Consider the following 24,682-nt stretch of genomic DNA (forward strand, 5'->3'; position numbering starts at 1 on the left):
CTTTATCAAAATTGACTTTAATATTTTTAACTTCGTAAACAATTGAACTTCAGTAATAATAAAAAACTATGAGTGATGAAATACCGAAAGATGACGGAGCTACCGAATTAAAAGGTAATACTCAAAATGTCATCCCATTAAACCCTTATTTCAATCTTCAGCGAGGAATTAGTGAAGAAGATTTGAAAACGCCTGCTGTACAGAGAATTCTTTTGAGTGAAGTGGATAAACTAGAAAGCAAAAGTTCTAAACTTGAAAATCGTTTGAATGAAAAAATAAGCGAACTAGATGAATTAAAAGAAAAATATCACAAAACAGATAAAGAAAAAGAAATTCTCGACGAAAAATTTAATATTTCAAAATCTTACGAAGTAATCTATTCTTTTTGCTTGGCCTCTGGTGCTGCAATTATTAGTTTTGCAAAAGTAGTCTGGGATGATGGTCTTGGTGGTATATTTTTAACATTAGGTTTATTCTTAATTATTGGTGGAATTGTTTCAAAAGCTATAAAATGGAAATAAAGATAAAAAGCATCGGAGATAAAGGAGATTTAGCTAATGAGCGTATCGGAATTAATGTAATCAAAGACTCTGAATTAAAATATTATGTGCTATTTATGACATCCAAAACTGATAATGGCTTTGGGAATCGTAGCAATAAATCATATTGGTTTATACCTCAAGAAGTAAAAGCTGGAGATGAAATTGTAATTTACACAAAAAGTGGTAATGCATCAGTAAAAAATAAGGCTGATGGTACTAAAACACATTTTCTATATTGGGGATTAGACAAACCTTTGTTCAATAATGACAAAGATAAAATTGTTCTAATAAACGCTAGTTCATATCAATCATTTTAAAATAACTACTGGCAACACCGTGTCCTATGAAAAGCCTTAGTCCAGTTCTCTAAAGATAAATAATATTTTCTTTTTTGCTTTAAACCACCTTTTTTTCTTTTAATATAACTTGCTCCGCATCCCTTCGGCTAGCTCAGGACATCGCCTATTTGTGATCGATTCTTTTTTACGAAACGTCACCAGCATCTGTATGATTATTAAGTTATAATAAACTCGGTCACTTGCTATAAAAATGTGATTCTAATACCTTAGATCACCCACGTTGTTTTGTGATACGAGCTTTATCTATGAGCTTTGTTATGGTTACTTTTTATCAGGATATCACTCCTATCGTATAAGGAGTCTCTGTTTTTATAACTGCTAATGTTCTACTTAGTAACTTTCTTGCTACTTTGATAATAATACTCTTTACGTTCTTACCCATATGCTTACGGTAATATGCCTGCATCACAGGATCTGTACGTATCGCTTGCCACGAGGCTTCAACAAAATAACTTCGTATCAGTCGATGTGCACGTGGTGTAATACCCATGATCTTATAGTTAGCACCACTTTGATGAACCCCTGGGGCTAAACCCACATAACCTGCTAAATGCTTTACACTATTGAATCTGCGTAAATCGCCTAATTCACACAAAATACCACAAGCAACTATCCCGCCAATACCAGGGATGCTTCTCAGTAACATATAGTCCTTCTTATAATGCGTCTTGCAGTATCTTCTCAATTGTGTTGATACACCTCGTAACTCTTGATCTATAAATCGGAAGGAACGCATGCGACTCTCCAAAGTAGCTTTTGCCGTTGGATGTTTAAAAACTATAGCATCTAACCAATTACGATACTTATGACTCCAATGGTCATTATCAAATTCCTCTGGTTCTTTAATGCCAAAATACAATAACTGCATCTTGATGTAACTCTTAATCCTTCTAAAATCTTTAACCAAATCATTTCGCCTTCTAAACAAACTACGAAGTTCTTCTCGCTTGATATCTCGTATTATGATACTTTCTAAACGACCATCTTTAAGCTCTCTAGCTATCAACTGTGCGTCTATATTATCTGTCTTGGTATGTTTCTCCTTACCTTTTCTATAAATATCAGCAGGATTGACTACCAAGCTGCGCCAACTATAACTCTCAAAACAACGGTGGGCATAATAACCACAACAACCAGCCTCATAAGCTACACTTACTTGATGAGCAGAAAAATGTTTTAAAACATATCTATACAATTGTTCCGGATCAGGAGACATACTAAATGATTTACCCGAAAATAAATCCGTAGCACAATGAACCTTCCAACTTCTCTTGTGTATGTCAATGCCAATATATAACTTAGGGCATGCAGTAATTTGAGTTTCCATATCTTTAATTTTTAGTTCACTTTAAAGATACTCGACTTACTGCTTTTTCATCGATGCTATAATTAATGTGGCGTTTGGGTTTTAACGCCAAGGTCTGTGTATATTTATGAGGTCGCAAAATCTTTGGGATTTTGCTTTAAACAAGGAAAATAAAAAACAAAAAAAAGATTTTGCTATGTGCGTGACCGAAAGCAAACGTTACTTTGCTCCCGTACTGTTTACTGTTCATAGCTCAACCGTTGCCAACAATATATAAAAATGAATATTTATGGATTTTAAGAGTATACTAAAGCTAAGTTTAATCTATATTCTCTTAACTAGTTTTTTGGAAAAATTATATTATTTAATATTTAATATCCAGAATATTGAAGAAATAGGTTTTGTTCAGATACTATTCAACCCTTTTGTATTTAGTTTCATTTTTATAATTACTCTAATTCTATTAATTAATAACATAACAAAAAAGGAAAAATACGTTTTTAAAGAAATTTTGATTTCAGTACTAACATTTATTATCATTAACTATTTTTTTAAATATGTCAATGATTTAATATTTTATTACCTAAATAACTTAATACATTCTCCTATTCAATCAGAAAAGAAAGGACTTATTTCTCTGGTAGAAACTATGTCTAAAACATTTGGGACACCTACATTTTCAATAATTAATGATTTATTAAGAAATCCATTTTTCCTATTATTAAATTCAATAAAAACATTTAATTTAAAAATGTTATATATGGTGATTTTGAATTCAAAAGTTTTTTTGACTACAATCGTGATTTTCTATTATAGTTTATATTATCTATTTACAAAACTTGGCAGAAAAGGAACAGATGCAATTATACCAATAAAAAATAGTTTGACTCTTTTGAATATCACGAGCAAACCTGTTTGGTGGATTGTACCTTTATTAATTCCTATAATACGATTTATTCCAAAATATTATATAAATGTTGAGCTGACTAAGAAATTTAAAAAAGGACTTCTCTTTTCTATAGGAATGACAATAATTCCTTGGTTTTATTATGGACTATTAACGTTGAATAAAAATATTGTTGTCAAGAATATATAAAAAACCTTAGGCATTTGTATTAACTCCAAAGTTCTTCTTTATTTACAAAGTACTCCAAATTTTTAATTTGGCTTTTAAAAAGAGAAAAATTAAAACAAAATATAAAAATTCGGCTCTGTGTTATCCCGATAGCTATCGGGACGAAAAGTTAGTGTCTTTTTACACGCTACGTTTCATATACAAGTCAGTTGTAAACAATTAGAATGACAGAAAAAGAAATAATTGAAAGATATAAAAGCTTAGACAAATTTGATTTACAAAGATTAGCTGCTGAAATTAATTCACTAACAGCACCAAATCGGAATCATCTTATCAATGAGATTAAAAGTAGAGGATACAATGAGATAGAAATAATGGCCTTAGAAAAGTTGAAGATGGCATCTGAAAAAACTGAAAATTTACCTATTCGTACCTCAAAGTCATGCAGTAAAATTAACTTTATCACTTCAATACTTATTCTTTTAAGTTTTGGACCAATATTAGACTATTTTTTTCATCTTTCAATGTTTTCAAGAGACCCTGCTCCAACCCAGGCTAGAATAATCAGTAATGTTATATTTTTTCTTATATACTCTATTTCAGCTTTATTATTTATCAAAAGAAAATACTGGTCAAGATGGATTTCATTTTCACTCTATTCCTTATGGTTTATAATTTCGGTTTTAATAATTAGCCTATCAAGAAATATCTCAATTTTTAGTCTTTTAGAAGTATGCATACGAATAACAATATTGATAATTTTATTAAAATCAACTTCATGGATTAACAATCATAAAAACAATAAAAGTTTATAACACTATAAAAAAAAGTATTTTACATTAAACGTTACCTGCAATTTGAAAAAAAAATTAGCATACATATTAATCCTACTTGCCTTAGTTCAATTTGGGTGTAAAGAAAAATACAAATCTGATTCTCGGAATTTGGACACGGAGAAAACGGACGAACTTTTAAGTTTAATAATAAGTAATTCCTCTGACCCTTACACAGAGTCTAGTTGTATTAGTGAAAAGAATAAACTTTATCACGTAATATTTACGACGGATTTATCTAATTTCATGAAAACTCAGTTGGAAATTAAAAGCAATGACCATTTAAGAATGCAACTGGAGTTATATAAAAACTATAAACTACCTAAGAGATTAACACTCGGAAAAAAGATAATCTCGGAAAAAGAATTCAAGCACTTTTCTAACCTAGCCGAAAAAGGAAATCATCAATTATTTACGTGGTTGGACACAAATTGTAAAAATGGGTATTTGTCTGTAAGCAAACCTGTTTTCAACGATGCTTTTGACAAGGCTCTCGTAACAATAGGAACGATTTGTGGAGAGAAATGTGGAAGTGGAGAGACAAGGACATACGAATTTCGAAATGGCAAATGGACAATTGTAAAAACTGAATTTAAATGGATAAGCTGAATGATAAAATTCTTTAGAAAAATTAGACAAAACTTACTTTCAGAAGGCAAAACTGGAAAGTATCTGAAATATGCTGTCGGAGAAATTGTGCTTGTGGTTATTGGAATATTGATTGCTCTATCTATTAATAATTGGAGTGAAGAAATAAAGAATCGAAAATTTGAAAAAGAAATACTAGAGCAAATAAGAGCTAACTTAATTAAAGACAAAATGACTTTAGAATCAATACAGGCTAATTTTGAAAATGCTATGAATTCTACAGATAAGGTTTTAAAGTCAGAATGGGAAACTAATGAAAAAGATAGTCTTAAATATTGGTTATCTGATATAATTCGATTTGATAGATTTCAGCCTTTAACAAATGCTTTTGAAGTTGCGAAATCTAAAGGGCTCGACCTCATATCTAATAAGGAGTTGAGATTTGATATTGGCGCATACTATGATTACGAAATAAAACGTGTGGTAAAAGCTATTGAAGATATAGAAGAAACATTTAAAGAAGATTGGATTTATATTTTAAGAAAAGAAACAAAAGAATTCAAATTTGGGAAATTCGTTGTTCTAAAAGACTTTAACATATTAAAGGATGAAAGCGAATTTACTAATATTCTGAAAACCAACAAGGATAATTTTAATGGCGGGAATATGCGAATAAAAAGCGGAATAGGGCATATCGATCGAATTATAAATTTACTAGATGAAGAGTTACAATAGTTTATAATATCAATTTGAAGAAAATCAAACTTAAGATGTGTATAATTCATTACCTGTTCTAGCCTACTTGGAAATTCCGCAGGAATTCCCTCTGGTTCGTTTAATTTACTAATTTAATTGCTTACACACGTAACGAAATCATATACAAACAATTTACCTGCAATTTTCAACCAAATTGATAAATGAATACTGAAATAATTGAAAAGGCAAATTATTGGATTAATAATGCCAGCGGATTTGAAGATAAAATGATTGTTTTGGAAGAGGGAATTGAAGAACACAATCATTGCTTTTCTCTTTTTTGGTGTAAAAAAACTGAAAAAAAAATGACTTGGAATCAGAGAACATCCTGGGTTGGAGCTGGACGTTTATTGATAAGTAAAGATGGAGGGATCGTTGAATTTGAAGGCTCTGGTCCTGGAGTAGATTGGATTCATCTTTTTGAACTTAAATTACAGAATTTAGAGGAGTATTGGAATTTAGAAATTCCTTACTCAAAAGATAATATTTTAGAACTGAAGTCAATACTAAAATGTTCTACACCTGAATTACTAAAACTGGTAAATAATAACAACAAAATAATATTCACAGAATCAAAAGCTTGGAATGACCATTATACTGAATTAGATGTAATTGTCAATGATTTGAATAATGCCGGAATTAATTGTGAATTAAAAGTAAAAACAAGAAAAAAAGCTGCTAAAAATGTATAAGAAAACATAGGACGTTTTCACCTAACCGAAAGGTCTGTGTATATTAACTAAGTCCGCTAAATTCTCGCTGTCCAAAGACAACAACGCACAACATAAATATAAAACAAATAAGGCGTTCCAAAAGCGCTATGTAGTGCGCACTATTCCAAAAAAATAGTATACTTTTATAAAACAAGAAATAACAAATGGTATAACAGACTAGGTAGGAACTCCCTCCTCGCTTTATACCATGACCGTTGATGGTAATCAGAGCAAAAATAACAAATACATAATTTCAATGAAACACATCTTTAAAATCTCAATTCTTGTTTTTGTCTTCATCATTTTCAGTTGTGTTGAAAATAAAAACAAGGGAAATCATAAAATTAAAAATCAAATATTGGATGACTATTCTGCCAAAATAGACAGTTTAATATCAACAGCAAATCCAAGAAAGTTTAATGGTGTTGTTCTAATAACTAAAAATGGAGAAACGAAGTATTCGAAGGAATACGGATTTTCAGATTTTGAAAAGAAAATACCAATTAGCTTAAATGACAATTTCCGAATTCAATCCAATAGTAAACAGATAACAGCGGTATTAATTTTAAAGGAAGTTGAAAAAGGACACATTGATTTAAATAAACCAATCAATGAATATTTACCAGAATTAAAACAAACTTGGACTGACTCAGTAACTGTCCATCAATTGCTGAATATGTCTTCGGGAATAGTCGATATAGAGAAACCATTAATTTTTAAACCGGGAAAAGGATATAGATATAGTAACCCTGGTTATGGGTTATTGGGTTCTATCCTCAAAAGTGTAACAAACAAAGAATTTAATGAGTTAGCAAATCAATTATTCAAAGAATTAGGTATGAAAAACACTTATTGTTATCAATTTGACAAACCCAATATAGGACTCGTAAATGGTCACTCTCTTGAGAATAGGGAAATCAACTTAGTAGAATTTGACAGTATTGGATTTACAAAAAAAAGTTGGAAAGACTTTATTCCGGCTGGTGGTATTATTTCTAACGTTTACGACTTAAATATTTGGGACACAAAACTCCACAATGGAAAAATTCTTAATTCTGATATTTATAAACAAATGATTACACCAAGTAACAGAGGACCACATGCTGCGTTTGCAAATGACACAATTGGCTACGCTTATGGGCTTCGAATACATAATACGCACCCAACAAAACATTTAGGACACGGCGGAAGAGGATTTGGTTTTGTATCTATTAAATTTTACATTCCTGAAACTGATGTTGATGTTATCATTTGGGAAAATATTTACGCTATGGATGGCGATTGGAGAGGAGGCAATTTGGTATATCATTTTGAAAATAAAATAAGGGAAATCGTTGTAAATAGTAATCTTGGAAAATAATAAGTACCGCCTACTGGGTGTATAAGTAATAGCATGAAAATAGTACCATAAAAATAAATGTCGTTGCAAAAGCCCAAAGGTTAGTCCGCAGAAATCCGTTACTACTCATACATAAGGTCGGCCTTTAGTGCTCAATTGCCTCCAGCAACACTACTCACTATTCCAAAAAATTAGTATACTTTTATAAAACAAGAAATTATAAAGCTTACCAGAGCGGAACGCCCTACTCGCTTTATACTTTGACCATTGTAAAACATTTGATGAGAACCGAACAAACACAAAAGTTAATTGATAAATACGAAAAGTTTAGCCAGACTTTTGAAAATGATTCTTTGAAATCATCATTGCGAACTGACATCTTAAAACTTTACTCTGAAATAAATAATCCAAATGCGGAAGCCTATTATACGATGGGATTATTTCACTATATGAACTATGATGAAGAAACATCAAAGGGATTATTGAATGAAATTACTAATAAAGCTCTTTCTTTCTTTAAAAAGTCAATTGACTCTGACTCGAACTATTATATGTCTAACTATTATTTAGGACATTGTTATCAAGATTTGGGACAACATGAAAAGGCTATTGAGTATTATTTAAAGGTTAATCAAAAAAAACTGAAAGAGGATTTTCCTTTATGGAGATTTGTACTTTTACTTGAATTAATTGGATATTGTTATTGGAAAACAGACCAAAAAGATATCGGAATGGAATATTTCGAAAAAACTAGCTCTGAATATTTAGTACTACAAGATTATTATGACATAATTCCTATAGGAGACTTAATTGAAGAATGTTTAACTGGTATTCACAGTCTAGTAATCGAAATGAAAGCGTATTATGAAATGAAAAGCAATGAATAAAAACGTTTTACAACAAAATGTATAGTTCATTGCTGCAACGAACCATACATAAACCGTTGTGTGTCATTTCTACATACTGTTTCGATAATACATTTGATATTGGCATAAGTTATATAATAAAAAACATGGTGCTTCCTTTTTAGAAATTCTATTTGAAGAAAAATGGCATAAATCTTGATTACTTTTCATAAACTAAATATTTGCAATATGAAAACTAAACATATCATTTTCCTTTTTTTTATCTTCCTTACAAATAACCAAATCCACTCTCAAAACCCCATTTTAACAAACTATCTGTGGGGTGAAGAAGTACTATTTGTTGATTATTCGTGTCCGCAAAACTATGTGCTGAACTACCTTCTTGAAGAAGAACAAGAGCCACGATTTAACATGTCTTTATCTGTTTACAACCCTAACACGAATACAGTAGAAGAGAAAAAAGCTAAACATGAAAACCATATCATTCACGGAGTGTATAATCCAGCTATAAAAGAAGTGGAATGGAATGAGTCTAAACATAAAAATTATACGGTTTACGGAGTATATAACCCAGAAACACAAAAAGTAGAATGGAACGAGTCCAAACATAAAAATTATACGGTTTACGGAGTATATAACCCAGAAACACAAAAAGTAGAATGGAAACACTCTAGACATTCATATTATGCGGTTTACGGAGTATATAACCCAGAAACACAAAAAGTAGAATGGAAAGAGTCCAAACATAAAAATTATACGGTTTACGGATTATATAATCTCGATACAAGAAAAGTAGAATGGAAAGAGGTCAAACGTAAAAGATAATGGGATTTGATAATAACCTTACCCATTATACTTAGCGAAAACTTTACTTTATATTATTGCAAAAAAACAACAAACAACAAGATTAGAAACTAATTTAGTGTAAACACCTAATCTTTAACTTGTGTAAACTATGTATCTTAACGAACATATTGAAAAAATTAGTAATCATATTATTTATTGGGCTTTTTGCTTGTAAATCAGGATTTAACTCTTCCTCAAGGAATTGTATCGTAAAGCAGGAAAGAGAAATTTTAAAAAAAGCAGTCGAATTATTCGAATTGAAAATTCAAAAACAATACCCTGAAATTTCAAAAGAAGCGGCATATTTTGAATTCGTAACTGAATGGGCTAATAAAAAATTACCCATGGACTTTTTTCAAGATTCATTGGAATTGAAAATTAGGAGTTTGAATCTCTGGGAAGAATCTGAACGCTCGAATAAAGATGCTGAACTTGAAAAAAAACTATTCAATGTTGATTACATAAATCCAGTAAGGGTAAAATTAAATTATACATTTTCAAACTGTCTATCCAAAACGACAACAGACTGGGATGGTATTAGAAGTTTTTTACTAGCAAATTCTAAATATCGCTTAAGTCCAAATCTAGCATTAAAAAACTTTTATCGGTCGAATGAAAACGACTTGAAAGAATTTGAAAATAGACTTGCTATAGTACTAGGAGTTTATTATCAAACCATGTTTAATATAAAAAATACTGTTGTCAGCAATAGCTAAACGTAATACGGGCTTTAGGGTTAAATCGAAAGGTCTTTGTATATTTATAATGTCGCTAAATCTTTGAGCTTTAGCTTTGGATAAGAAAAATAAAAACTAAACCAAAAGCTTTAGCTTCGTGCGCAGACAGAAACGAAAATGTTTCCTTACCTCCGCACTACGCTTAGCCGAAGCCGTTGTACACAAGCAAAAATGACGAGTAGAGTAGAAAAATTTGATGGAGGAATGCATTATTTTAGAATCCCTGAGGGTTTTGATTTATCGCAATATGAATCAGATAAAAGAGTATTGTGTAAAATTAATTCCAAACCTACGTTTCCTTGCGCATTAATGCATAAAAAAGAAGGGGGTTACTTCATCTATATCGGAATTAAAATACTGAATCAATTAAAGCTAAAAATTGGAGATAAAATTCGTTTTGAATTGGAAAAAGATATTTCGGAGTTTCAGTTCAACTATCCAGAGGAATTAGAAGAAGTGTTTCGGACAGATGAACGAGCGAAAGACAAGTTCGACTCGTTGACTGATGGAAATAAACGAGGACTGATTTATTTAGTAAATCAAGTTAAGTCAATAGATAAAAAAATTGAACGCAGTTTAAAAATAGCCGATCAATTAAAACGTGGAATTACATCTCCTCGTCTTATATTGAAAAAATAAATCCAGTATCAAAACAACTTGAAAACGAGATCTAAGGTCTCAAAGAATTGAACGTGATTTAAGTAGTAAAAGAGAGAGGATTACCCAATGTTGTCGAAGTCTAAAACTTTATCGTTTATAGTAACCTTAATTCTCTCTTTTGTTCTTTCAGATTTATAATATCTATTTATAGAAAATCAAACTTAAGGCGTGTATAATTCATTGCTAGTTAGAGCCTACTTACGAAAGTCCTCGCGGACTTTCTATCTGTGATTTATTTGCTAACTTTAATGCTTAAACACGCAACGAAATCATACACAAACACGTTAGCAATAATATAAATATGAAAACAAAATATCTAATTTTAGTACTTTTTATATCAGCAAGCACGAATATTTTCTGTCAACAAATTGGTTTTCATTTCGGACTTAACTCATCTAATATGTTTGATGAAGATCAGTTTAGTGACCGAGATGATAACTATGAGAGTGTTTTGGGTTTAAATATTGGAGTTGATTTCAGAATGAACTTAACAGACAACTTATCACTATTAACTGGTTTATCCTATTATCAAAACGGATTTAAGGAGTATGCTCAGAGAACGGGTGATATTGGAACGCTTGAAAAAAACATTAAACTTAATTACTTGAAACTACCTATAAGTATAGTTCTTAAAACTAAAGGTGAGATGGGTGCAGGAATTAGAGTTGGAACTTATGTTGGACAACTTCTGGGAGGAGATTTTGAAGTAATAGATTGGCCTTTTGACACATCTATAGAAAAAGCATACAAAAGCTTTGATGCAGGACTTACTTTGGGAGGAATTATAAATATAAAAGATTTTTCAATTGACTTTGGTTTCGATTTAGGTCTTAAAAACATATCTGAAAATGAAGAAATATTAATCAGTGGTAAATCTAAAAATCGTAGTTGGAATCTGAAAATTATTTACTTTATTTAATAAAATTATTGCTAAACTATTTTTATTCCTAAACCACTCAATCTAACACCAACGGTCAAATAGTGAAACTCCTTAACTAACAAGCCAACAATCTGCGAAATTCTCGCTGTCCAAAGACAACAGTGCACAACATAAATATAAAATAAATAAGGCGTTCCAAAAAATTAGTATACTTTTATAAAACAATAAATTACGCAAGATAAAGCTTACCAGAGAGGAACGCCCTAATCGCTTTATACCTTGACCATTATAACTAATTAGCACGATTATGAGATTAAAATTTATTTTATTTTTTTTACTAATATGTTCTATATCTTTCAGCCAAGATATAAATGAAATTGAATTAATAGGAACCTGGAAAGTTGAAAACGTAACCACAAATTTCTCCAATGTATCTAAAGAACAGCAGCAATACATTGACACACTAAAAACCGCTTTCAAGGATGCTACATTTGAATTTAAAAAGGATGGATACTTCAATATTGATATTGATTTAGAAGACATTAGTCAGAAAATGAAAAATGCTTTTTGGAGATTTGACCATTCGAAGTTAAAAGTTACAATTGTCGATTGGAAAGATAAAGACTTAGATGAACCATCATGGGGGTGGCCCATAATTATTTCGGAAAAAGAAGGAAAAACTTTTTTTCTTTTAATGGAATCACAATTTAATCTTCATGTAACAAAAAACTAGTTACAATACGTATATAAAACATTGCCAAAATTTGGATAACTACAAATCATACATATACACCTAAGTGTGCATTCAAAAAAAATGAAAAGAACACATAAAATATTGACTTCCGTATTACTTGTAATCATAGGTTGGTTAATGATTGGTGTTGGATTCACAATGAAAATTGGTCGTCCTAAAAATACATTTCTATTACTATTCGGGATTTTAACTTTTATTGTTGGATCTGTTTGGTTCCTTATATGTATCGAAAGTTGACGAAGAATTTAAAAATCGTAAATATCATTGAGTTGGTGATGGATACCAAGTTATAATAGAAATTCCTATAATTGACGATTATAGAAAATATGTGATTTAAAAATGACTGAAAACGATCTTCGAAAATAAGAACGGTATGCTAACATCATGCAGGAAAGCAAAGTTAAATATTAGATCAAAAGCTTAGTCCCTTTTTGCAGTGGTGCCAAATTTTTATAAATTGAATGAGAAGTAAGAATGCGCAAAATAAATCAATTGGTTAAGGTTTTCTTACCTTGTTCCGATAAATATATTTGGTGTTGGTGGTAATTAAATCAAAAAAGATGAATAGATTTTTTTTAGTGCTAATGGGCATGTTAATCGCAACTACAACTTTTAGCCAAACTAACAATTTCACTGACCCTGATTCTATCTTGATCGGAGATAAAAAGCTACCAAAAATTCTACTTGTTGGGAGTTGGCACTTCAATTATCCAGGGTTGGATGCACATCAAGCTGAAGAAGAGGACCACATTAATATTTTCTCAGATAAAAGACAAAAAGAACTATTAGAACTTCTTGATTATATCTCTAAATTTAAACCAACGAAAATAGCTGTGGAAGGTGGAAGAAATAGCGGGTATATAATAAGAAGATATGAAAGATGGAAAAGTGGAGAAAAACCACTTGGCGCATCAGAAACTGACCAAATTGCAATAAAGTTAATGGATAAATTTAAACTGGACACCTTATATGGTGTTGACGCTTATCCATTATTATTAGAGCTACGAGATAATAGAGATACCACTCAAAAAAAAGGATATACAGATTTGGTATTGGATAGACATTATTTTGGTGGAGAAGATTCTATATCAATGAGATATTCAGAATTCTATCGCTGTAAGAATAAAATGAACGTTCAAAAAACCCTTTTGGAGAACTTTTTGTATATAAACTCCGATAAAGTATTAGACCGTGGATTTGGAGCTTATATTTCTGGTGGACAATTTGATTCAGAAAGATATGAAGGAGTTGATGCACTTTCGATGTTTTGGTTTAATAGAAACTTAAGAATATTCAGAAACATTCAGAATATAAATTACGATGAGAATGATAGAATAATGGTCCTGTTTGGGGCAGGGCATATTTCTATTCTAAAATATCTGTTTAAGTGCTCACCAGAATTTGAACTTATTAACTTTAATAAGTTAAATGAATTAGAACTATTACCAACAAAGAACTGAGTTTAAAAGCAAGCATTTAAAACTAATTTATTGCTTTTACCCTTAGCAACAATACAATTATAAAGTACTGTACAAGCTTTGTTAAATTACTTGCTAAACCATACATAAAACCCTTGGTAACCATTTAAGAAAATAATGAGAAAAATAACATCAACCTTCCTAATTCTTATAATTGTGAATTTTACATATAGTCAAGATTCAGAAATTTCAAGTAAACAATTAAGTGAACAAGAAATAGATTCAATTTTCACTGATAAACTAAAAGTTCAGTTTGAAGTAAATTATTCTATTTATAAAGCATATGAGTATAATGATATAAACGGGAAACACTTTCTCATCATGACTGAAAACAAACTAGAATGTGATATTAGAAAAGAATGTTTTAACGCTATAAAAGCATTTTGTTTTGATTACCATAACGGTTTATACGAACTTAAATGGAAGTTAACCGACTTTATTCTTCCAAACGGAAATGAGGTATCAGAAGAATACTCAATATCTTTCTGGACTAAATATTTTGAATTAAATGACTATGATAAAGACGGAATTATTGACCCTATAATTACATACGGAACACTTGGAATGAATGGAACTGGAGATGGAAGAATTAAAATCTTGGTATATCATAAAGGAAAAAAAAGCGCCATAAGACATCAAAATGGAACACTTGACCATGAAAGGAACACCCAAGTTGATGAAATGTATTACCAATTACCTAATGGGATACAAAATAGGGTATTTAAAATTATGGAAAGTATATCAGGAAACGGGCTGGGAATTTTCCCTTACGATTGGCAAAACAAAATGAATAATAAAAAATTAAAATTTAAAGAAAATTAACTACATTCATAAAACAAGAAAAAACGTAATGAATACTAGTATCTAATCAGGTTTTGTAAAAATAATTCAGTGTTTTATTATAACTGGTATTGGACTTCTTTGGAGATAGGAACTGATGTTATTCCATTATTAGCAAATTTATATTCAAAAAGATTGTAAAAACACTATTCCAGAATCATCTAAAGCTTATCTTCAAAGTCCTCACAAAAGCGTAATGAATTAAAACAATCTTCATATGAAAAATGGAAAAAGGCAAATACTACCATTATAACTCGTGCAAAATGAAAAAAAAATCAGAAGAAAAACTAAACTTAAACCTTTGAAGTTCATTCATAAAATTTGGGAGAAATAAAATCTATGTCTAACAAGGAGCATAATTAATATGGGGGGTTTTTAATGCTTAACTCAAAATTGGTGCTCAATTGCTTTAGGCCGCAATGCTCGCTATTCCAAAAAAATTAGGATACTTTTATAAAACAAGAAGAAAAGAGAAAATAAAGCTACAAAAGAAGAACGCCCTACTCGCTTTATACCTTAACCTTGTGGGTAATACGAAAAAAAAGAATAGTTCAACTAATTATGAGTTAAAATAGATTGACACATATAATAATATGATATATTTATAATACTAATTAAAAGTAAAATACATAATGAAATTAATAAACCTAAACTTACTAATTGTTATTTTTTTACTACTGGGATGTAGTGAAAATAAAAATGTTACATCTCAATATCAAAATCTAAAAGAAAACTATGATAAAAAATCTCAAGAACTAGATAAAGAGTTTGAGAAAAATCATACAGATGATGAAGAGAAACGTTTAATGGAAAAAATATTAAGTATGAAAAGTGAATATGTTGACAGCTTAAACTATTATGTAAATAATTATCCAAATGAAGAATTTATATCTGATGCCTGGGTTCAGATTTTTAATACAATATGGTATGAAAAAGATAAAAAATATAAATCTTTATTTAATAAAGCAATCAATACGATAACTACAAATTATGCGGACAGTAAAGACCTTGAAAGTATTAACGTACAAACGCTAAGAATGTCATGGATTGATCCACAAATTGAAATATTGGCAGAAACAGTAATAGAAAAAAATAAAATCGATAAAATTAACGATCATTTTACCCTAGCATATGCAGACAGATTAATTCACAAAGAAAATAGAACGAAATCTGAATTAAATAAATCTATAGACCTCTTTAATTCCTTACTCAAAAAATATCCTAATGTAGATGAAAACTCTGATCATCCCAAAGCAGAATTCGTAAAAGAGTCCAAAAAGTTTTTACGTGTTTTTCAGGATCTGGCTATTGGAAAAAAAGCCCCAAAGACTATCTCAAAAGATTTGAACGGAAATGAGGTACGCTTATCGGACTATAAAGGAAAAGTTGTCATGATAGATGTATGGGCTACTTGGTGCGCTCCTTGCATAAAAATGATCCCCAGCATGACTAAAATTGCAGCGTCTTATCCTTCAAATTCTTTTAAAATAATAAGTGTCAGTGTTGATGATGATGTTAATATTGTTGAAAAATTTCATCAAAAAACACCTATGCCATGGAATCACTGGTTTGATGGAGTTAATGGTGCTTTTTCTGATCAATGGGGTATATTTTCATTTCCAACTGTAATAATTATAGATAAAGAAGGAATTATCAGGTATCGATTTGATGGAGGAACTGAAGATCACACAGAGTTAAAAAAAGCAATTGATCAACTTATCTAAGAGTAACTGTTTACAACACACCGTGTATAATTAATTGCGAGAGTATCTATATGGCTAGTCGTAAAATTTTCTGAATTTCTCCAGGACTCGTGCTCTTTTGCTATCATAATACAAACACTATTAACCATACGCAAAACCGTTAGCTACAACCAAAAAATGAGATCCCTAAAACTAATTTCGATTTTCTTTATAGTCCTAACTTTCGCAGGGTGTTCGCTAAAGGATTATTACTTCCCAATGTCTGAATTAACTAAAGGAAAAGTGTATAAATACGAATGCAAATCTGAACCTTTAAAAACCGAATATTGGAAACTAACCTCAAATCTGACTGAAAATACACTTATTACTGAGGCATTTAATGCTGAATATATGAAATACGAATTTTTCAAGGAGAAACTGACAAAAAAAGGTTCTGAATTAATCGAGTTTATAAGTTATAGAGCAGATGATAATGGACAAAAACAAAAAGAAGTTATCAATAAACCGATTGAATTAGATGTTTTCAAATGGGAAACTGATAACCCTTATCGCTATTCTTCAGAAGCAACAGAGGAATATTATGGGAAAGTAATTTTTGAAAAGGAAAGAGAATTTATTGGCGAAGTGAAAGTAAATGCTCTTGGAAATGAATACAAAGCTTTGAAATTTAAAGAATACTATAAAACAGAGATTCCGAAAACCAAACAAAAATATGAATATAGTCAGTTTAGTTATTACGCAAAAGGAATTGGACTCGTGAAAATGGAAAAGGAATATTCTAACGGAACAAAAAGGACATTGGAGTTAACTGAAATTATTTCTAACTCTAAATGGAGTAAAAGGAAATAGCTAAGGTTATGTAAAATAATAGCGATTTAATCGTTAAAACAAAAGTAAGTAAATATAAAAAAGATCTTTATTTAGTTGAAAAGATAGTACGTAAAAATCTGCTACTATACAGATACTAGAACATAGGCAATAATTAAGAAGACTTAAATGAAAATTAGAGAAGCTCATAGAAATGATTATACCATTTCGACTGACAGCGATAAATTAGATATTTTTAGCATTCACAAATTCCTTGCAAACGAGACTGATTGGGCCAATGGAATTCCTATTGATACTTTGAAAACATCAATTGAAAACTCTTTGAATTTTGGACTTTATCATGTAAACAAGCAAATTGGCTTTGCTAGAATAATTTCAGACTATTCAACTATTGCCTATTTAGGTGATGTTTATATTCTAAAAGAATATAGAGGAAAGGGATTAAGTAAATGGCTGATAAATGAAATAATGGAACACCCTAACCTTCAAGGGTTAAGACGCTGGATTTTATTAACTGATACAGCTGAATGGCTATATAAGAAGTTTGGGTTTACAGAAATACCTAATCCTAAATTTTATATGGAGAAACATAACCCAAATGTATATAACGGAATAGATGAAACTAATACCAATCATATATAAAAATAATACCCCAATTTTGGGATAAATCAATTGTAGCTGCTCATTTGCTAGCTTCTGATTTTTTTGGCTAAAAATCCAAGTTCGCAAACACGCAACTTTCAATATACAAAACATTATACGCAATTTAAAAACTCTAAACCTATGGCAAAAAAGTGGAGCAAACGAAAAATCTTTAAAACAGTTTGGTTTAGTTTTGTAATAGCATTCTTTATATGGAATTGGAACACTTTCCAATCACATAATCTTCCTAAAAACACATTTTTAAACTCAGATATTGTTTCCATTATTGAAACTGATGATCAAATCATTTTTAAAGCAAAAGCTGCAGAAAACAAAATTGAAGTTATTTTTTTTCAAGGAGGTTTAACTGATCCAAAAGCATATGCACCACTCTGTAAAAAAATAGCAGAAAATGGATTTACTTGTCACCTAATAAAAATGAATTGGAGACTTCCTCAATATGACTATCAAAAAATCTCTAAATTTATTGACTTGAATAAAGGAAACTTTGTAATTGGTGGACACTCTCAAGGTGCAAAAATGGCAGCACAGTTTGTATATGAAAATCCAAACATCTTTAAAGGACTATTTTTAATGGGTACTTCTCATCCGCGAGACATTGATTTATCAACTCAAAATATTCCTTGTATTAAGTTATATGCTAATAACGATGGACTAGCAAGTGTTAAAGAAGTTATGGAAAACAAAAGTAAATTACCAAAACACTCAAAATTGATTCTGATCAATGGAGGGAATCATTCACAATTTGGGTATTTAGGTAAACTTCTAATGGATAGTTCGCCAGATATTTCATTAGAGGAACAACAAAAACAAACGTATAACCATCTGGTTAAATTTATTGATGAAATTAAAAACAGCTTATAAAAACCACTATAATTAATTGTAGCTTTTTAGTACTTTGATAAAAGGTGTTTTATACTCGTGAGGTTGGTGTCTCAAATTTTATTATTTTACAATCAAAATTTAAAAAACAAAGCATATAGGATAGAAACAACCTACTTGCTTTATACTATAACCGTTGACAACCATTAAAAACAGAGAAAAATGAAATTTTCAATACAATTTATAATTTCACTTTTATCCGTAATATTATTCTACTCTTGTACTGGGGCTAAAGATGTTAAGAAAAATAATTCAGAGCATTACAAATGGACCCTAACTAATACAGAAGAATATGCTAAAAAAAATTTAGATTCAACTAAATGGAGTTTAAAAAAATTAACCAATGATTTAAAAAATATACAGGGAGATGTTTCAGACATTAAATTACCAATCTCGGACTATCCATCTCCAGTTGCAGAGTATAATGGAAACGGAAGTGCCGTAATGCCACTTTCTATTGATCTAAAAGGAAAAGCAATTTTTGGTTACTCTTTAGCACATTACAGAGATAAATACAACACCCACCTTTTCAAAGACTCAATTGGTCAGTATTATACTTTCTTTACAATCTTGTATTTAACGGATGAGCCAAACTTGAACAAAGGACATAATCCAAAAATTATATCACGAAATTATCCTCACTATTTATTTACAGGAACACAAAATACATCGCTTGGAAATATTGATTGGGTTCAAATGACATTAGCAAACGGTGAAAATTTTGCAATAGTGACACAACGATACTTTGATCTGAAAGTAGGGCGCACTATACTAATTGCGCCATTAAAAGATGGTAGTATTCGATTTCTGCAACTAAAGGATTCTCCCGAAACTTACACTTGGGATGAACTTGCGAATCAATCTGTATTGACTATTAAAAAATTTATTGACGAAATAAAAGCCAATGAAAAAGTTATTACTTTTTTTAACCAAAAAAGCACAATTGAATAACGGTGGCCAATACGGTGTATAAAATCATAAGGGCTGAACGTTGCCATGCTTCATATCCTAATAAATAATTAAATAATTCGTGAAATTATAGTCATCCAAAGACAACTAAGTACAACATAAATACAAAGCAAATAAAGCGTTATAAAAATTCTATATAGTACTACAAATTCTAAAAAATTAGTATAGTTTTATAGAGCATCAAAAAACTAAAGGCAAAGCATATCAGGCAAAAACAACCTATTAGCTTTATTCCTTAACTGTTAGTAATAATTTGAACAAATGATACAATTACAAATTTTCATACTTATATTTAACAATTTTGATTTGTAATGCAACTAATTTAAAAAAACATTGAAATGGGAATATTTGACAAATTATTTGGTAAAAAAGAAGCAATTCTGGATTCGGACAAACTAATGAACGAAAATAGTTTTTGGAAAATTATAAAAATATCTAAATCCAATAGTTCAGGTAATTATCAAAAACAACAAACTGAATTAAATAAAGAGCTTTCAAAATATTCTGCATTAGAGGTTCTTGAATTTGACAACAGATTTAGAACACTTCGAGGACAAGCATATACTTGGGATTTGTGGGCTGCTGCTTATATTATGAATGGAGGATGTTCAGATGATAGTTTTTCGGACTTTAGAGGCTGGTTAATTGGTCAAGGAAAGGAAATATTTGAAAATGCAATGCAAGATCCAGAAACTCTTGTTCAACTAGAATACGATATGAATAATGACGAATGGGAAGGATTAAGTTATGTTCCAAGGGATGTTTATGAGAAAAAAATTGGTGGAGATGAAATGCCGAATGGAATAAAAGAAAATTTTGACATTATCGGAGAAGAATGGGAAGAAGATGATGAAGTGTTAAAAGCGAAATATCCAAAACTTCACGCAAAGTGGGGAATTGGATAAATAAAAAATTGTAGCAACAGTTAATACGGTTTTTTGCGGCTTATCTCAAAAGTTCAGTCTATTTATTTAAAACTCGTTCAATCCTTTGATTTGGCTTTTAAAACAAAAAAGTTAAATCAAAATAAAAAATTTAGCTAAGTCCATAATCGGAAAATCAGTACTTTTAATTCCCTTACTACACATAGCCGAGGCGTTAAGCTAAAGACCTAAAACGAGAACTACCATAAATACTAATCATAATAATATATATGCAAAATTTACTTTTTTATCCAACCCAATGGATAACGTTATTTTTAATTGTTAACACCACTACCCTGTTTGGTCAAGACAACAATATAAACCCATGTAATTTTGAATTCAATTTAAAAATTGAGAAACAAGACTCAATACCGCTTAAAAATAGGTCTGGAAAGATTATTAAATATTGGACACAGTCTGAATTTGAATATATAACATCTTATATAACAATTGATAGTAGTTCTGCAAAAATTTCAAGAATTAAATCTATTAATGAAGTTATTGTTAATTATGGTGAGCGTTTTTATGACAAGACTCAAATAGATTCATTGAATCGGATCAATGAGGGGTTATGGGTTTCTAATAATTACTTAAAAACTGATTTTGCTGAATGGGTATTCATGATGAACAGATGGGATTTGAGAAAAAAAGTCAATCCTAATAACGAGAATTATTTTTATATGTATTCTAAACCTTCAACTAAATCAAATAAAAGATCATTAGATATTAATGGCTTTTTCGAAAGTGGAAACGATTCCGCTTTATATAAAATTAGGATATTAGAATGTAAAGGAAAATGGAGTAAAATAAAAATTTCTTTAGATAATATAGAATTTAAAGGGTGGATGCCATGGTATAATTTCTACAATAATATTTTAACTACTTGTGGTACTAATCCAAAATCTGGAGTTGAAAATGAAGAATAAAAACTTAGCCTAACTAGTAACACAATTTAAAGTAATAAATACTGAAAAAATTATAAACTTAACTAAGTGTTAAACTAAAAGTAAGTGTATTTAACACTATACTATTCTTAAACTAAATCTTGTCTATAATGTCTCAAAACTGTAATCTGAATTAAAAAATTTGAAAGCGATTCTATAATTTTTAAGAAAGAATATTTTAGAACAAAAAATAATGTAGAATCGATTTAAGAGAGATTAAAAATTAGGAGAATAAATTATAATAATTTGTTAAGTATATTAATTCGTTTTACAAGAGCTAATAAGTATAATTTAAAAAATAATCGTTAATTTATATATTATTAGCAATACCCAAATAAAAAAGTTATATGAAATTTAAAAATTATAGTTTTCTGATCTTATTTAATATGCTATTATCCTGTAGTAATAACAATAATGAACCCAACTTTAGATGTTGTACCGAAGAGATTAATAATAATGTAAATAATTTAGATGATATATATTATGATATTGTAGTTTTTAATATTGTAACTCCTAATAACGATTTAATTAATGAAGTATTTTTTATCGCGAATTTATTTCAATTTCCTAATAATAGAGTAACTATTTTTGATTTAAATAATAATATTGTTTTTGATCAAGAGAATTATGGGGCTAATAATACATTTTTTACTGGAGAAAATTTAAATGAAGGTAGTTATAGATACAAAATTGTTATTGAAAATGAAGAGACATTCCTTTTACAAGGATTTTTATGTTTGATTAAGCAACCTCAAAACAATTTCGAAGGTGGTTTAGGATGTTCAGCACGAGATCCTGACCCTTTACTATTTTAAAAAATTATAAAACAAATACTCCAATATGTGATTTATGCCCTGCGAATACTTTTACTTGTGTAAACAATGTAAATGAAAATTAGAAGCAACCTTTTCTAAATTTTAACATCTACAAAATAAAAACAGATTTATGAAAATTAGAAAGTTACGTTTATTAATAATTTTAGGAATTGTTTTTATTACAAGTTGTAATAATGATGATGATACTGACAATTCAATGAATTGTGATTTAACAACAGTAATTAATTCGGAAGAATATGCAAATACATCATCTGATCAATTAACCATAAATAGTTTAGAAATAACTGAAAACTGCCTAGAAATAAGCTTTAGTTCTAGTGGATGTAGTGGAGATACTTGGGAATTAAAACTCATTGATTCAGAAAGTATAATGGAGTCATATCCACCACAAAGAAATTTAATCTTATCCTTAAAAAATGAAGAATTATGTCAAGCTTTCATTACAAGAGAGCTGAGTTTTGATATTTCAAATCTACAAGTTGACGGAAATAAAGTGCAACTTAATATTACTAATTCTGGCGATGAAGTATTGTATGAATATTAAAAACGTGTTATAATTCGTGTAAGCTTAAGTATAATTTAAAGGTTTAGGATTCTATATTGAGGTCGCCAAATTTTCAATTTGGCATTTAGAAAAATTAAAGCTTGAGCTAAATAAACAATAAATGTTTTGTTCTACAACGTTTTGATTATACTCATGTTTAACTTCGCTCCGTATCTATTAGGCTATATTGGTAAGTAAACACCATTAAAAATTATAACAACAAAAACTTAAATCTATAAATACTGTAGTATAAAGCTATGCGAATAAACATTTGGGTAAAAAATATACCTATTTACTATATTTATCATATATAGTCACTTATATTTATAATTACTAACCATAAACCCACATGCTTAAAAAAAATCATTTCTCAAATTTATGTATTACTATTTTATTACTCTTTATCTCATTTAAGATTTGTGGGCAATCTATTGAGGCTAAATTAATCCTTTTAGATAGCACAGAATTTGAAGGATATGCAAGGATCACAAAGAATAATAAGATTTTATTCCGAATGGAATTAGAAGACAAACCCGATAAGTGGGACAGTAAAGAAGTGAAAAGAATAGAGTTAGATATGGATTTTGAAGTTGTAGTTTATGAATATGTAAAAATAGGAATACAAAAACCTAAATTATATAGAGTTATTGAATCTGGTTTTATGACACTATATGCATTTGATGAGGTATCTTGGTCACCAAATTTCCCTCAAAGTAATGGATTATTAGTTGGAGGCAACACTAAAACTATAATAACAACCTATTATATAAAAAGGAAAGATCAAAATTTCTTATGTCCTATAGTTAAGAATAAAAAAGCATGGAAAAAAAGATTATCAAATTGTGTTGATGACTGTCCAGAAGTAATGAATATCATTAACAGTGATACAATTAAAAATTATGAGATAGAAGACTTAATATGGGACTTTAACCAATATTGTGGAGGTACTTTTCCAATCAAAGTTAAGGAATAAACAAACTAGAAGATGTGCAATCTGTTTTATAAAGTCTCTTTCAAACTGGACAAATGTTTTTAACCGCGCACGTACTAAATCAAGTCATAACTACTGTTTTCATAAAATATAGTTTATATTATATAAAATAATATACGTTTTTTAAATTACGTACGTTAAACCATTAAATAATAAACTAAATACAATTATGAAAAAATTAAAAAGTATCTTTATTTTAACACTTACGCTTATTTTTATCTCATGTGATAAAAATGATGAAAACACTACACCTGTAAATGATGAAACTATTATTGGAACTTGGTCATTAATTTCTTTTGATGCCACTAGCGAATTTAGTGGAGAAGTGTTAGGCTTTCCTATAAATAACGCTAGTACTAGTATTGGTGAAAATTTTGACTATACAATCACTTTTACAGAAACTGAATATACAGTACAAGGAGGCTATGATTTAGTGACTACTGGTACCATTAATGGTATACCATTTGATGAAGACAGGCGGTCTTTTAGTGCTTTAGATCAAGCTGGTACTTATAGTTTATCAGATGATGGTGCTTTAACAATAGACGGTCAACTTGTTGATATTGAATCAAATGATGTAGACTTAACTGATATTCCTGTAGATCAATCTGTAAGCGCCACTTTTAATGCTGATGGAAATTTAGAATTAACTGTAAATACTGACCTTTCAATAGATCAAGCAGGTATTCCATTTAGTATAACTAATGATACTAAAATGATTTTTGAGCGTTTATAAAATTATTTTAAAATAAATACTACAAAAAAGGCTGAGTTTATACTCGGTCTTTTTTATATAAGAAAATCAAATATAGTAAGCCTAGTTGAAT

28 protein-coding genes are annotated in these 24,682 nt (G+C 29.6%); 27 read left to right on the forward strand and 1 reads right to left on the reverse strand.

Annotated elements, in window-relative coordinates; translation table 11 throughout:
* Nucleotides 1-68: 68 nt before the first annotated feature.
* Both ACZ451_RS18335 and ACZ451_RS18340 read left to right on the forward strand, forming a co-directional pair.
* A complete protein-coding gene (locus ACZ451_RS18335; RefSeq protein WP_464214863.1) occupies nucleotides 69-521 on the forward strand; it encodes a hypothetical protein in 453 nt (150 codons plus the stop codon).
* Nucleotides 512-859, forward strand: a complete 348-nt coding sequence (locus ACZ451_RS18340) for a hypothetical protein (RefSeq protein ID WP_464214864.1) — start codon at nucleotides 512-514, stop codon at nucleotides 857-859. The genes ACZ451_RS18335 and ACZ451_RS18340 overlap by 10 nt, the downstream gene beginning before the upstream one ends.
* Nucleotides 860-1,172: 313 nt before the next feature.
* Here ACZ451_RS18340 and ACZ451_RS18345 read toward each other — a convergent pair whose 3' ends face one another.
* On the reverse strand, nucleotides 1,173-2,228 hold the full coding sequence (locus ACZ451_RS18345; RefSeq protein ID WP_464214865.1) for an IS110 family RNA-guided transposase: 1,056 nt from the start codon (nucleotides 2,226-2,228) through the stop codon (nucleotides 1,173-1,175).
* A gap of 268 nt (nucleotides 2,229-2,496) precedes the next feature.
* Between ACZ451_RS18345 and ACZ451_RS18350 the strand changes: the two genes are divergently transcribed.
* The 25 genes from ACZ451_RS18350 (at nucleotide 2,497) to ACZ451_RS18470 (ending at nucleotide 24,591) form a co-directional block, all read left to right on the forward strand.
* On the forward strand, nucleotides 2,497-3,303 hold the full coding sequence (locus ACZ451_RS18350; RefSeq protein ID WP_464214866.1) for a DUF5684 domain-containing protein: 807 nt from the start codon (nucleotides 2,497-2,499) through the stop codon (nucleotides 3,301-3,303).
* A gap of 203 nt (nucleotides 3,304-3,506) precedes the next feature.
* Nucleotides 3,507-4,097, forward strand: coding sequence for a hypothetical protein (locus tag ACZ451_RS18355; protein WP_464214867.1), 591 nt, complete (start codon nucleotides 3,507-3,509; stop codon nucleotides 4,095-4,097).
* Between the two features lie 42 nt (nucleotides 4,098-4,139).
* On the forward strand, nucleotides 4,140-4,724 hold the full coding sequence (locus ACZ451_RS18360) for a hypothetical protein (protein WP_464214868.1): 585 nt from the start codon (nucleotides 4,140-4,142) through the stop codon (nucleotides 4,722-4,724).
* A complete protein-coding gene (locus ACZ451_RS18365) occupies nucleotides 4,725-5,438 on the forward strand; it encodes a DUF6090 family protein (protein ID WP_464214869.1) in 714 nt (237 codons plus the stop codon).
* A 182-nt stretch (nucleotides 5,439-5,620) separates the two neighbouring features.
* The gene (locus ACZ451_RS18370; RefSeq protein WP_464214870.1) at nucleotides 5,621-6,151 is read left to right on the forward strand and encodes a hypothetical protein; all 531 of its coding nucleotides are present in this window, start codon (nucleotides 5,621-5,623) and stop codon (nucleotides 6,149-6,151) included.
* Between the two features lie 277 nt (nucleotides 6,152-6,428).
* The gene (locus ACZ451_RS18375) at nucleotides 6,429-7,532 is read left to right on the forward strand and encodes a serine hydrolase domain-containing protein (protein ID WP_464214871.1); all 1,104 of its coding nucleotides are present in this window, start codon (nucleotides 6,429-6,431) and stop codon (nucleotides 7,530-7,532) included.
* A gap of 260 nt (nucleotides 7,533-7,792) precedes the next feature.
* A complete protein-coding gene (locus ACZ451_RS18380) occupies nucleotides 7,793-8,398 on the forward strand; it encodes a tetratricopeptide repeat protein (protein WP_464214872.1) in 606 nt (201 codons plus the stop codon).
* A 207-nt stretch (nucleotides 8,399-8,605) separates the two neighbouring features.
* Entirely contained in the window at nucleotides 8,606-9,202 is a 597-nt protein-coding gene (locus ACZ451_RS18385; protein WP_464214873.1) for a hypothetical protein, read from the forward strand.
* A gap of 149 nt (nucleotides 9,203-9,351) precedes the next feature.
* Nucleotides 9,352-9,939, forward strand: a complete 588-nt coding sequence (locus ACZ451_RS18390; RefSeq protein WP_464214874.1) for a hypothetical protein — start codon at nucleotides 9,352-9,354, stop codon at nucleotides 9,937-9,939.
* A gap of 192 nt (nucleotides 9,940-10,131) precedes the next feature.
* A complete protein-coding gene (locus tag ACZ451_RS18395; RefSeq protein ID WP_464214875.1) occupies nucleotides 10,132-10,599 on the forward strand; it encodes a YdeI/OmpD-associated family protein in 468 nt (155 codons plus the stop codon).
* 322 nt (nucleotides 10,600-10,921) lie between these two features.
* Nucleotides 10,922-11,539 carry a porin family protein gene (locus ACZ451_RS18400; RefSeq protein ID WP_464214876.1) on the forward strand — a complete coding sequence of 206 codons (618 nt, stop codon included), beginning with the start codon at nucleotides 10,922-10,924 and terminating at the stop codon, nucleotides 11,537-11,539.
* 268 nt (nucleotides 11,540-11,807) lie between these two features.
* Nucleotides 11,808-12,233 carry a hypothetical protein gene (locus ACZ451_RS18405; protein WP_464214877.1) on the forward strand — a complete coding sequence of 142 codons (426 nt, stop codon included), beginning with the start codon at nucleotides 11,808-11,810 and terminating at the stop codon, nucleotides 12,231-12,233.
* A gap of 581 nt (nucleotides 12,234-12,814) precedes the next feature.
* A complete protein-coding gene (locus tag ACZ451_RS18410; protein WP_464214878.1) occupies nucleotides 12,815-13,714 on the forward strand; it encodes a DUF5694 domain-containing protein in 900 nt (299 codons plus the stop codon).
* 135 nt (nucleotides 13,715-13,849) lie between these two features.
* The gene (locus ACZ451_RS18415) at nucleotides 13,850-14,554 is read left to right on the forward strand and encodes a M949_RS01915 family surface polysaccharide biosynthesis protein (protein WP_464214879.1); all 705 of its coding nucleotides are present in this window, start codon (nucleotides 13,850-13,852) and stop codon (nucleotides 14,552-14,554) included.
* Between the two features lie 650 nt (nucleotides 14,555-15,204).
* Nucleotides 15,205-16,296, forward strand: a complete 1,092-nt coding sequence (locus tag ACZ451_RS18420; protein ID WP_464214880.1) for a TlpA family protein disulfide reductase — start codon at nucleotides 15,205-15,207, stop codon at nucleotides 16,294-16,296.
* Nucleotides 16,297-16,533: 237 nt separating this feature from the next.
* Nucleotides 16,534-17,124: a hypothetical protein gene (locus ACZ451_RS18425; protein WP_464214881.1), complete on the forward strand. Its 591-nt coding sequence runs from the start codon at nucleotides 16,534-16,536 to the stop codon at nucleotides 17,122-17,124.
* A 147-nt stretch (nucleotides 17,125-17,271) separates the two neighbouring features.
* The gene (locus ACZ451_RS18430) at nucleotides 17,272-17,745 is read left to right on the forward strand and encodes a GNAT family N-acetyltransferase (RefSeq protein ID WP_464214882.1); all 474 of its coding nucleotides are present in this window, start codon (nucleotides 17,272-17,274) and stop codon (nucleotides 17,743-17,745) included.
* A gap of 141 nt (nucleotides 17,746-17,886) precedes the next feature.
* Nucleotides 17,887-18,630 carry an alpha/beta hydrolase gene (locus ACZ451_RS18435; RefSeq protein ID WP_464214883.1) on the forward strand — a complete coding sequence of 248 codons (744 nt, stop codon included), beginning with the start codon at nucleotides 17,887-17,889 and terminating at the stop codon, nucleotides 18,628-18,630.
* A 180-nt stretch (nucleotides 18,631-18,810) separates the two neighbouring features.
* Nucleotides 18,811-19,599, forward strand: coding sequence for a hypothetical protein (locus ACZ451_RS18440; protein WP_464214884.1), 789 nt, complete (start codon nucleotides 18,811-18,813; stop codon nucleotides 19,597-19,599).
* A 356-nt stretch (nucleotides 19,600-19,955) separates the two neighbouring features.
* Nucleotides 19,956-20,522 (forward strand): DUF4240 domain-containing protein, encoded by a 567-nt coding sequence (locus tag ACZ451_RS18445; RefSeq protein WP_464214885.1) that lies wholly within the window; start codon nucleotides 19,956-19,958, stop codon nucleotides 20,520-20,522.
* Nucleotides 20,523-20,770: 248 nt separating this feature from the next.
* Nucleotides 20,771-21,466 carry a hypothetical protein gene (locus ACZ451_RS18450; protein ID WP_464214886.1) on the forward strand — a complete coding sequence of 232 codons (696 nt, stop codon included), beginning with the start codon at nucleotides 20,771-20,773 and terminating at the stop codon, nucleotides 21,464-21,466.
* 365 nt (nucleotides 21,467-21,831) lie between these two features.
* Nucleotides 21,832-22,299 carry a T9SS type B sorting domain-containing protein gene (locus tag ACZ451_RS18455; RefSeq protein WP_464214887.1) on the forward strand — a complete coding sequence of 156 codons (468 nt, stop codon included), beginning with the start codon at nucleotides 21,832-21,834 and terminating at the stop codon, nucleotides 22,297-22,299.
* A 130-nt stretch (nucleotides 22,300-22,429) separates the two neighbouring features.
* The gene (locus tag ACZ451_RS18460; protein ID WP_464214888.1) at nucleotides 22,430-22,864 is read left to right on the forward strand and encodes a hypothetical protein; all 435 of its coding nucleotides are present in this window, start codon (nucleotides 22,430-22,432) and stop codon (nucleotides 22,862-22,864) included.
* A 349-nt stretch (nucleotides 22,865-23,213) separates the two neighbouring features.
* Nucleotides 23,214-23,837 (forward strand): hypothetical protein, encoded by a 624-nt coding sequence (locus ACZ451_RS18465; RefSeq protein ID WP_464214889.1) that lies wholly within the window; start codon nucleotides 23,214-23,216, stop codon nucleotides 23,835-23,837.
* A gap of 187 nt (nucleotides 23,838-24,024) precedes the next feature.
* Nucleotides 24,025-24,591, forward strand: coding sequence for a hypothetical protein (locus tag ACZ451_RS18470; RefSeq protein ID WP_464214890.1), 567 nt, complete (start codon nucleotides 24,025-24,027; stop codon nucleotides 24,589-24,591).
* Nucleotides 24,592-24,682 lie beyond the last annotated feature (91 nt).

It is taken from the genome of Allocellulophaga tsushimaensis, from assembly GCF_055383085.1.

Bases quoted from the DNA above. Each gene is read 5' to 3' on its own strand.
- ACZ451_RS18470 (WP_464214890.1), top strand. From the start codon at position 24,025: ATGAAAAAATTAAAAAGTATCTTTATTTTAACACTTACGCTTATTTTT.
- ACZ451_RS18335 (WP_464214863.1), top strand. From the start codon at position 69: ATGAGTGATGAAATACCGAAAGATGACGGAGCTACCGAATTAAAAGGT.
- ACZ451_RS18350 (WP_464214866.1), top strand. From the start codon at position 2,497: ATGGATTTTAAGAGTATACTAAAGCTAAGTTTAATCTATATTCTCTTA.
- ACZ451_RS18440 (WP_464214884.1), top strand. From the start codon at position 18,811: ATGAAATTTTCAATACAATTTATAATTTCACTTTTATCCGTAATATTA.
- ACZ451_RS18465 (WP_464214889.1), top strand. From the start codon at position 23,214: ATGCTTAAAAAAAATCATTTCTCAAATTTATGTATTACTATTTTATTA.
- ACZ451_RS18365 (WP_464214869.1), top strand. From the start codon at position 4,725: ATGATAAAATTCTTTAGAAAAATTAGACAAAACTTACTTTCAGAAGGC.
- ACZ451_RS18400 (WP_464214876.1), top strand. From the start codon at position 10,922: ATGAAAACAAAATATCTAATTTTAGTACTTTTTATATCAGCAAGCACG.
- ACZ451_RS18420 (WP_464214880.1), top strand. From the start codon at position 15,205: ATGAAATTAATAAACCTAAACTTACTAATTGTTATTTTTTTACTACTG.
- ACZ451_RS18450 (WP_464214886.1), top strand. From the start codon at position 20,771: ATGCAAAATTTACTTTTTTATCCAACCCAATGGATAACGTTATTTTTA.
- ACZ451_RS18385 (WP_464214873.1), top strand. From the start codon at position 8,606: ATGAAAACTAAACATATCATTTTCCTTTTTTTTATCTTCCTTACAAAT.
- ACZ451_RS18345 (WP_464214865.1), bottom strand. From the start codon at position 2,228: ATGGAAACTCAAATTACTGCATGCCCTAAGTTATATATTGGCATTGAC.
- ACZ451_RS18340 (WP_464214864.1), top strand. From the start codon at position 512: ATGGAAATAAAGATAAAAAGCATCGGAGATAAAGGAGATTTAGCTAAT.
- ACZ451_RS18375 (WP_464214871.1), top strand. From the start codon at position 6,429: ATGAAACACATCTTTAAAATCTCAATTCTTGTTTTTGTCTTCATCATT.
- ACZ451_RS18355 (WP_464214867.1), top strand. From the start codon at position 3,507: ATGACAGAAAAAGAAATAATTGAAAGATATAAAAGCTTAGACAAATTT.
- ACZ451_RS18370 (WP_464214870.1), top strand. From the start codon at position 5,621: ATGAATACTGAAATAATTGAAAAGGCAAATTATTGGATTAATAATGCC.
- ACZ451_RS18435 (WP_464214883.1), top strand. From the start codon at position 17,887: ATGGCAAAAAAGTGGAGCAAACGAAAAATCTTTAAAACAGTTTGGTTT.
- ACZ451_RS18380 (WP_464214872.1), top strand. From the start codon at position 7,793: ATGAGAACCGAACAAACACAAAAGTTAATTGATAAATACGAAAAGTTT.
- ACZ451_RS18410 (WP_464214878.1), top strand. From the start codon at position 12,815: ATGAATAGATTTTTTTTAGTGCTAATGGGCATGTTAATCGCAACTACA.
- ACZ451_RS18395 (WP_464214875.1), top strand. From the start codon at position 10,132: ATGACGAGTAGAGTAGAAAAATTTGATGGAGGAATGCATTATTTTAGA.
- ACZ451_RS18430 (WP_464214882.1), top strand. From the start codon at position 17,272: ATGAAAATTAGAGAAGCTCATAGAAATGATTATACCATTTCGACTGAC.
- ACZ451_RS18405 (WP_464214877.1), top strand. From the start codon at position 11,808: ATGAGATTAAAATTTATTTTATTTTTTTTACTAATATGTTCTATATCT.
- ACZ451_RS18425 (WP_464214881.1), top strand. From the start codon at position 16,534: ATGTCTGAATTAACTAAAGGAAAAGTGTATAAATACGAATGCAAATCT.
- ACZ451_RS18415 (WP_464214879.1), top strand. From the start codon at position 13,850: ATGAGAAAAATAACATCAACCTTCCTAATTCTTATAATTGTGAATTTT.
- ACZ451_RS18455 (WP_464214887.1), top strand. From the start codon at position 21,832: ATGAAATTTAAAAATTATAGTTTTCTGATCTTATTTAATATGCTATTA.
- ACZ451_RS18445 (WP_464214885.1), top strand. From the start codon at position 19,956: ATGGGAATATTTGACAAATTATTTGGTAAAAAAGAAGCAATTCTGGAT.
- ACZ451_RS18460 (WP_464214888.1), top strand. From the start codon at position 22,430: ATGAAAATTAGAAAGTTACGTTTATTAATAATTTTAGGAATTGTTTTT.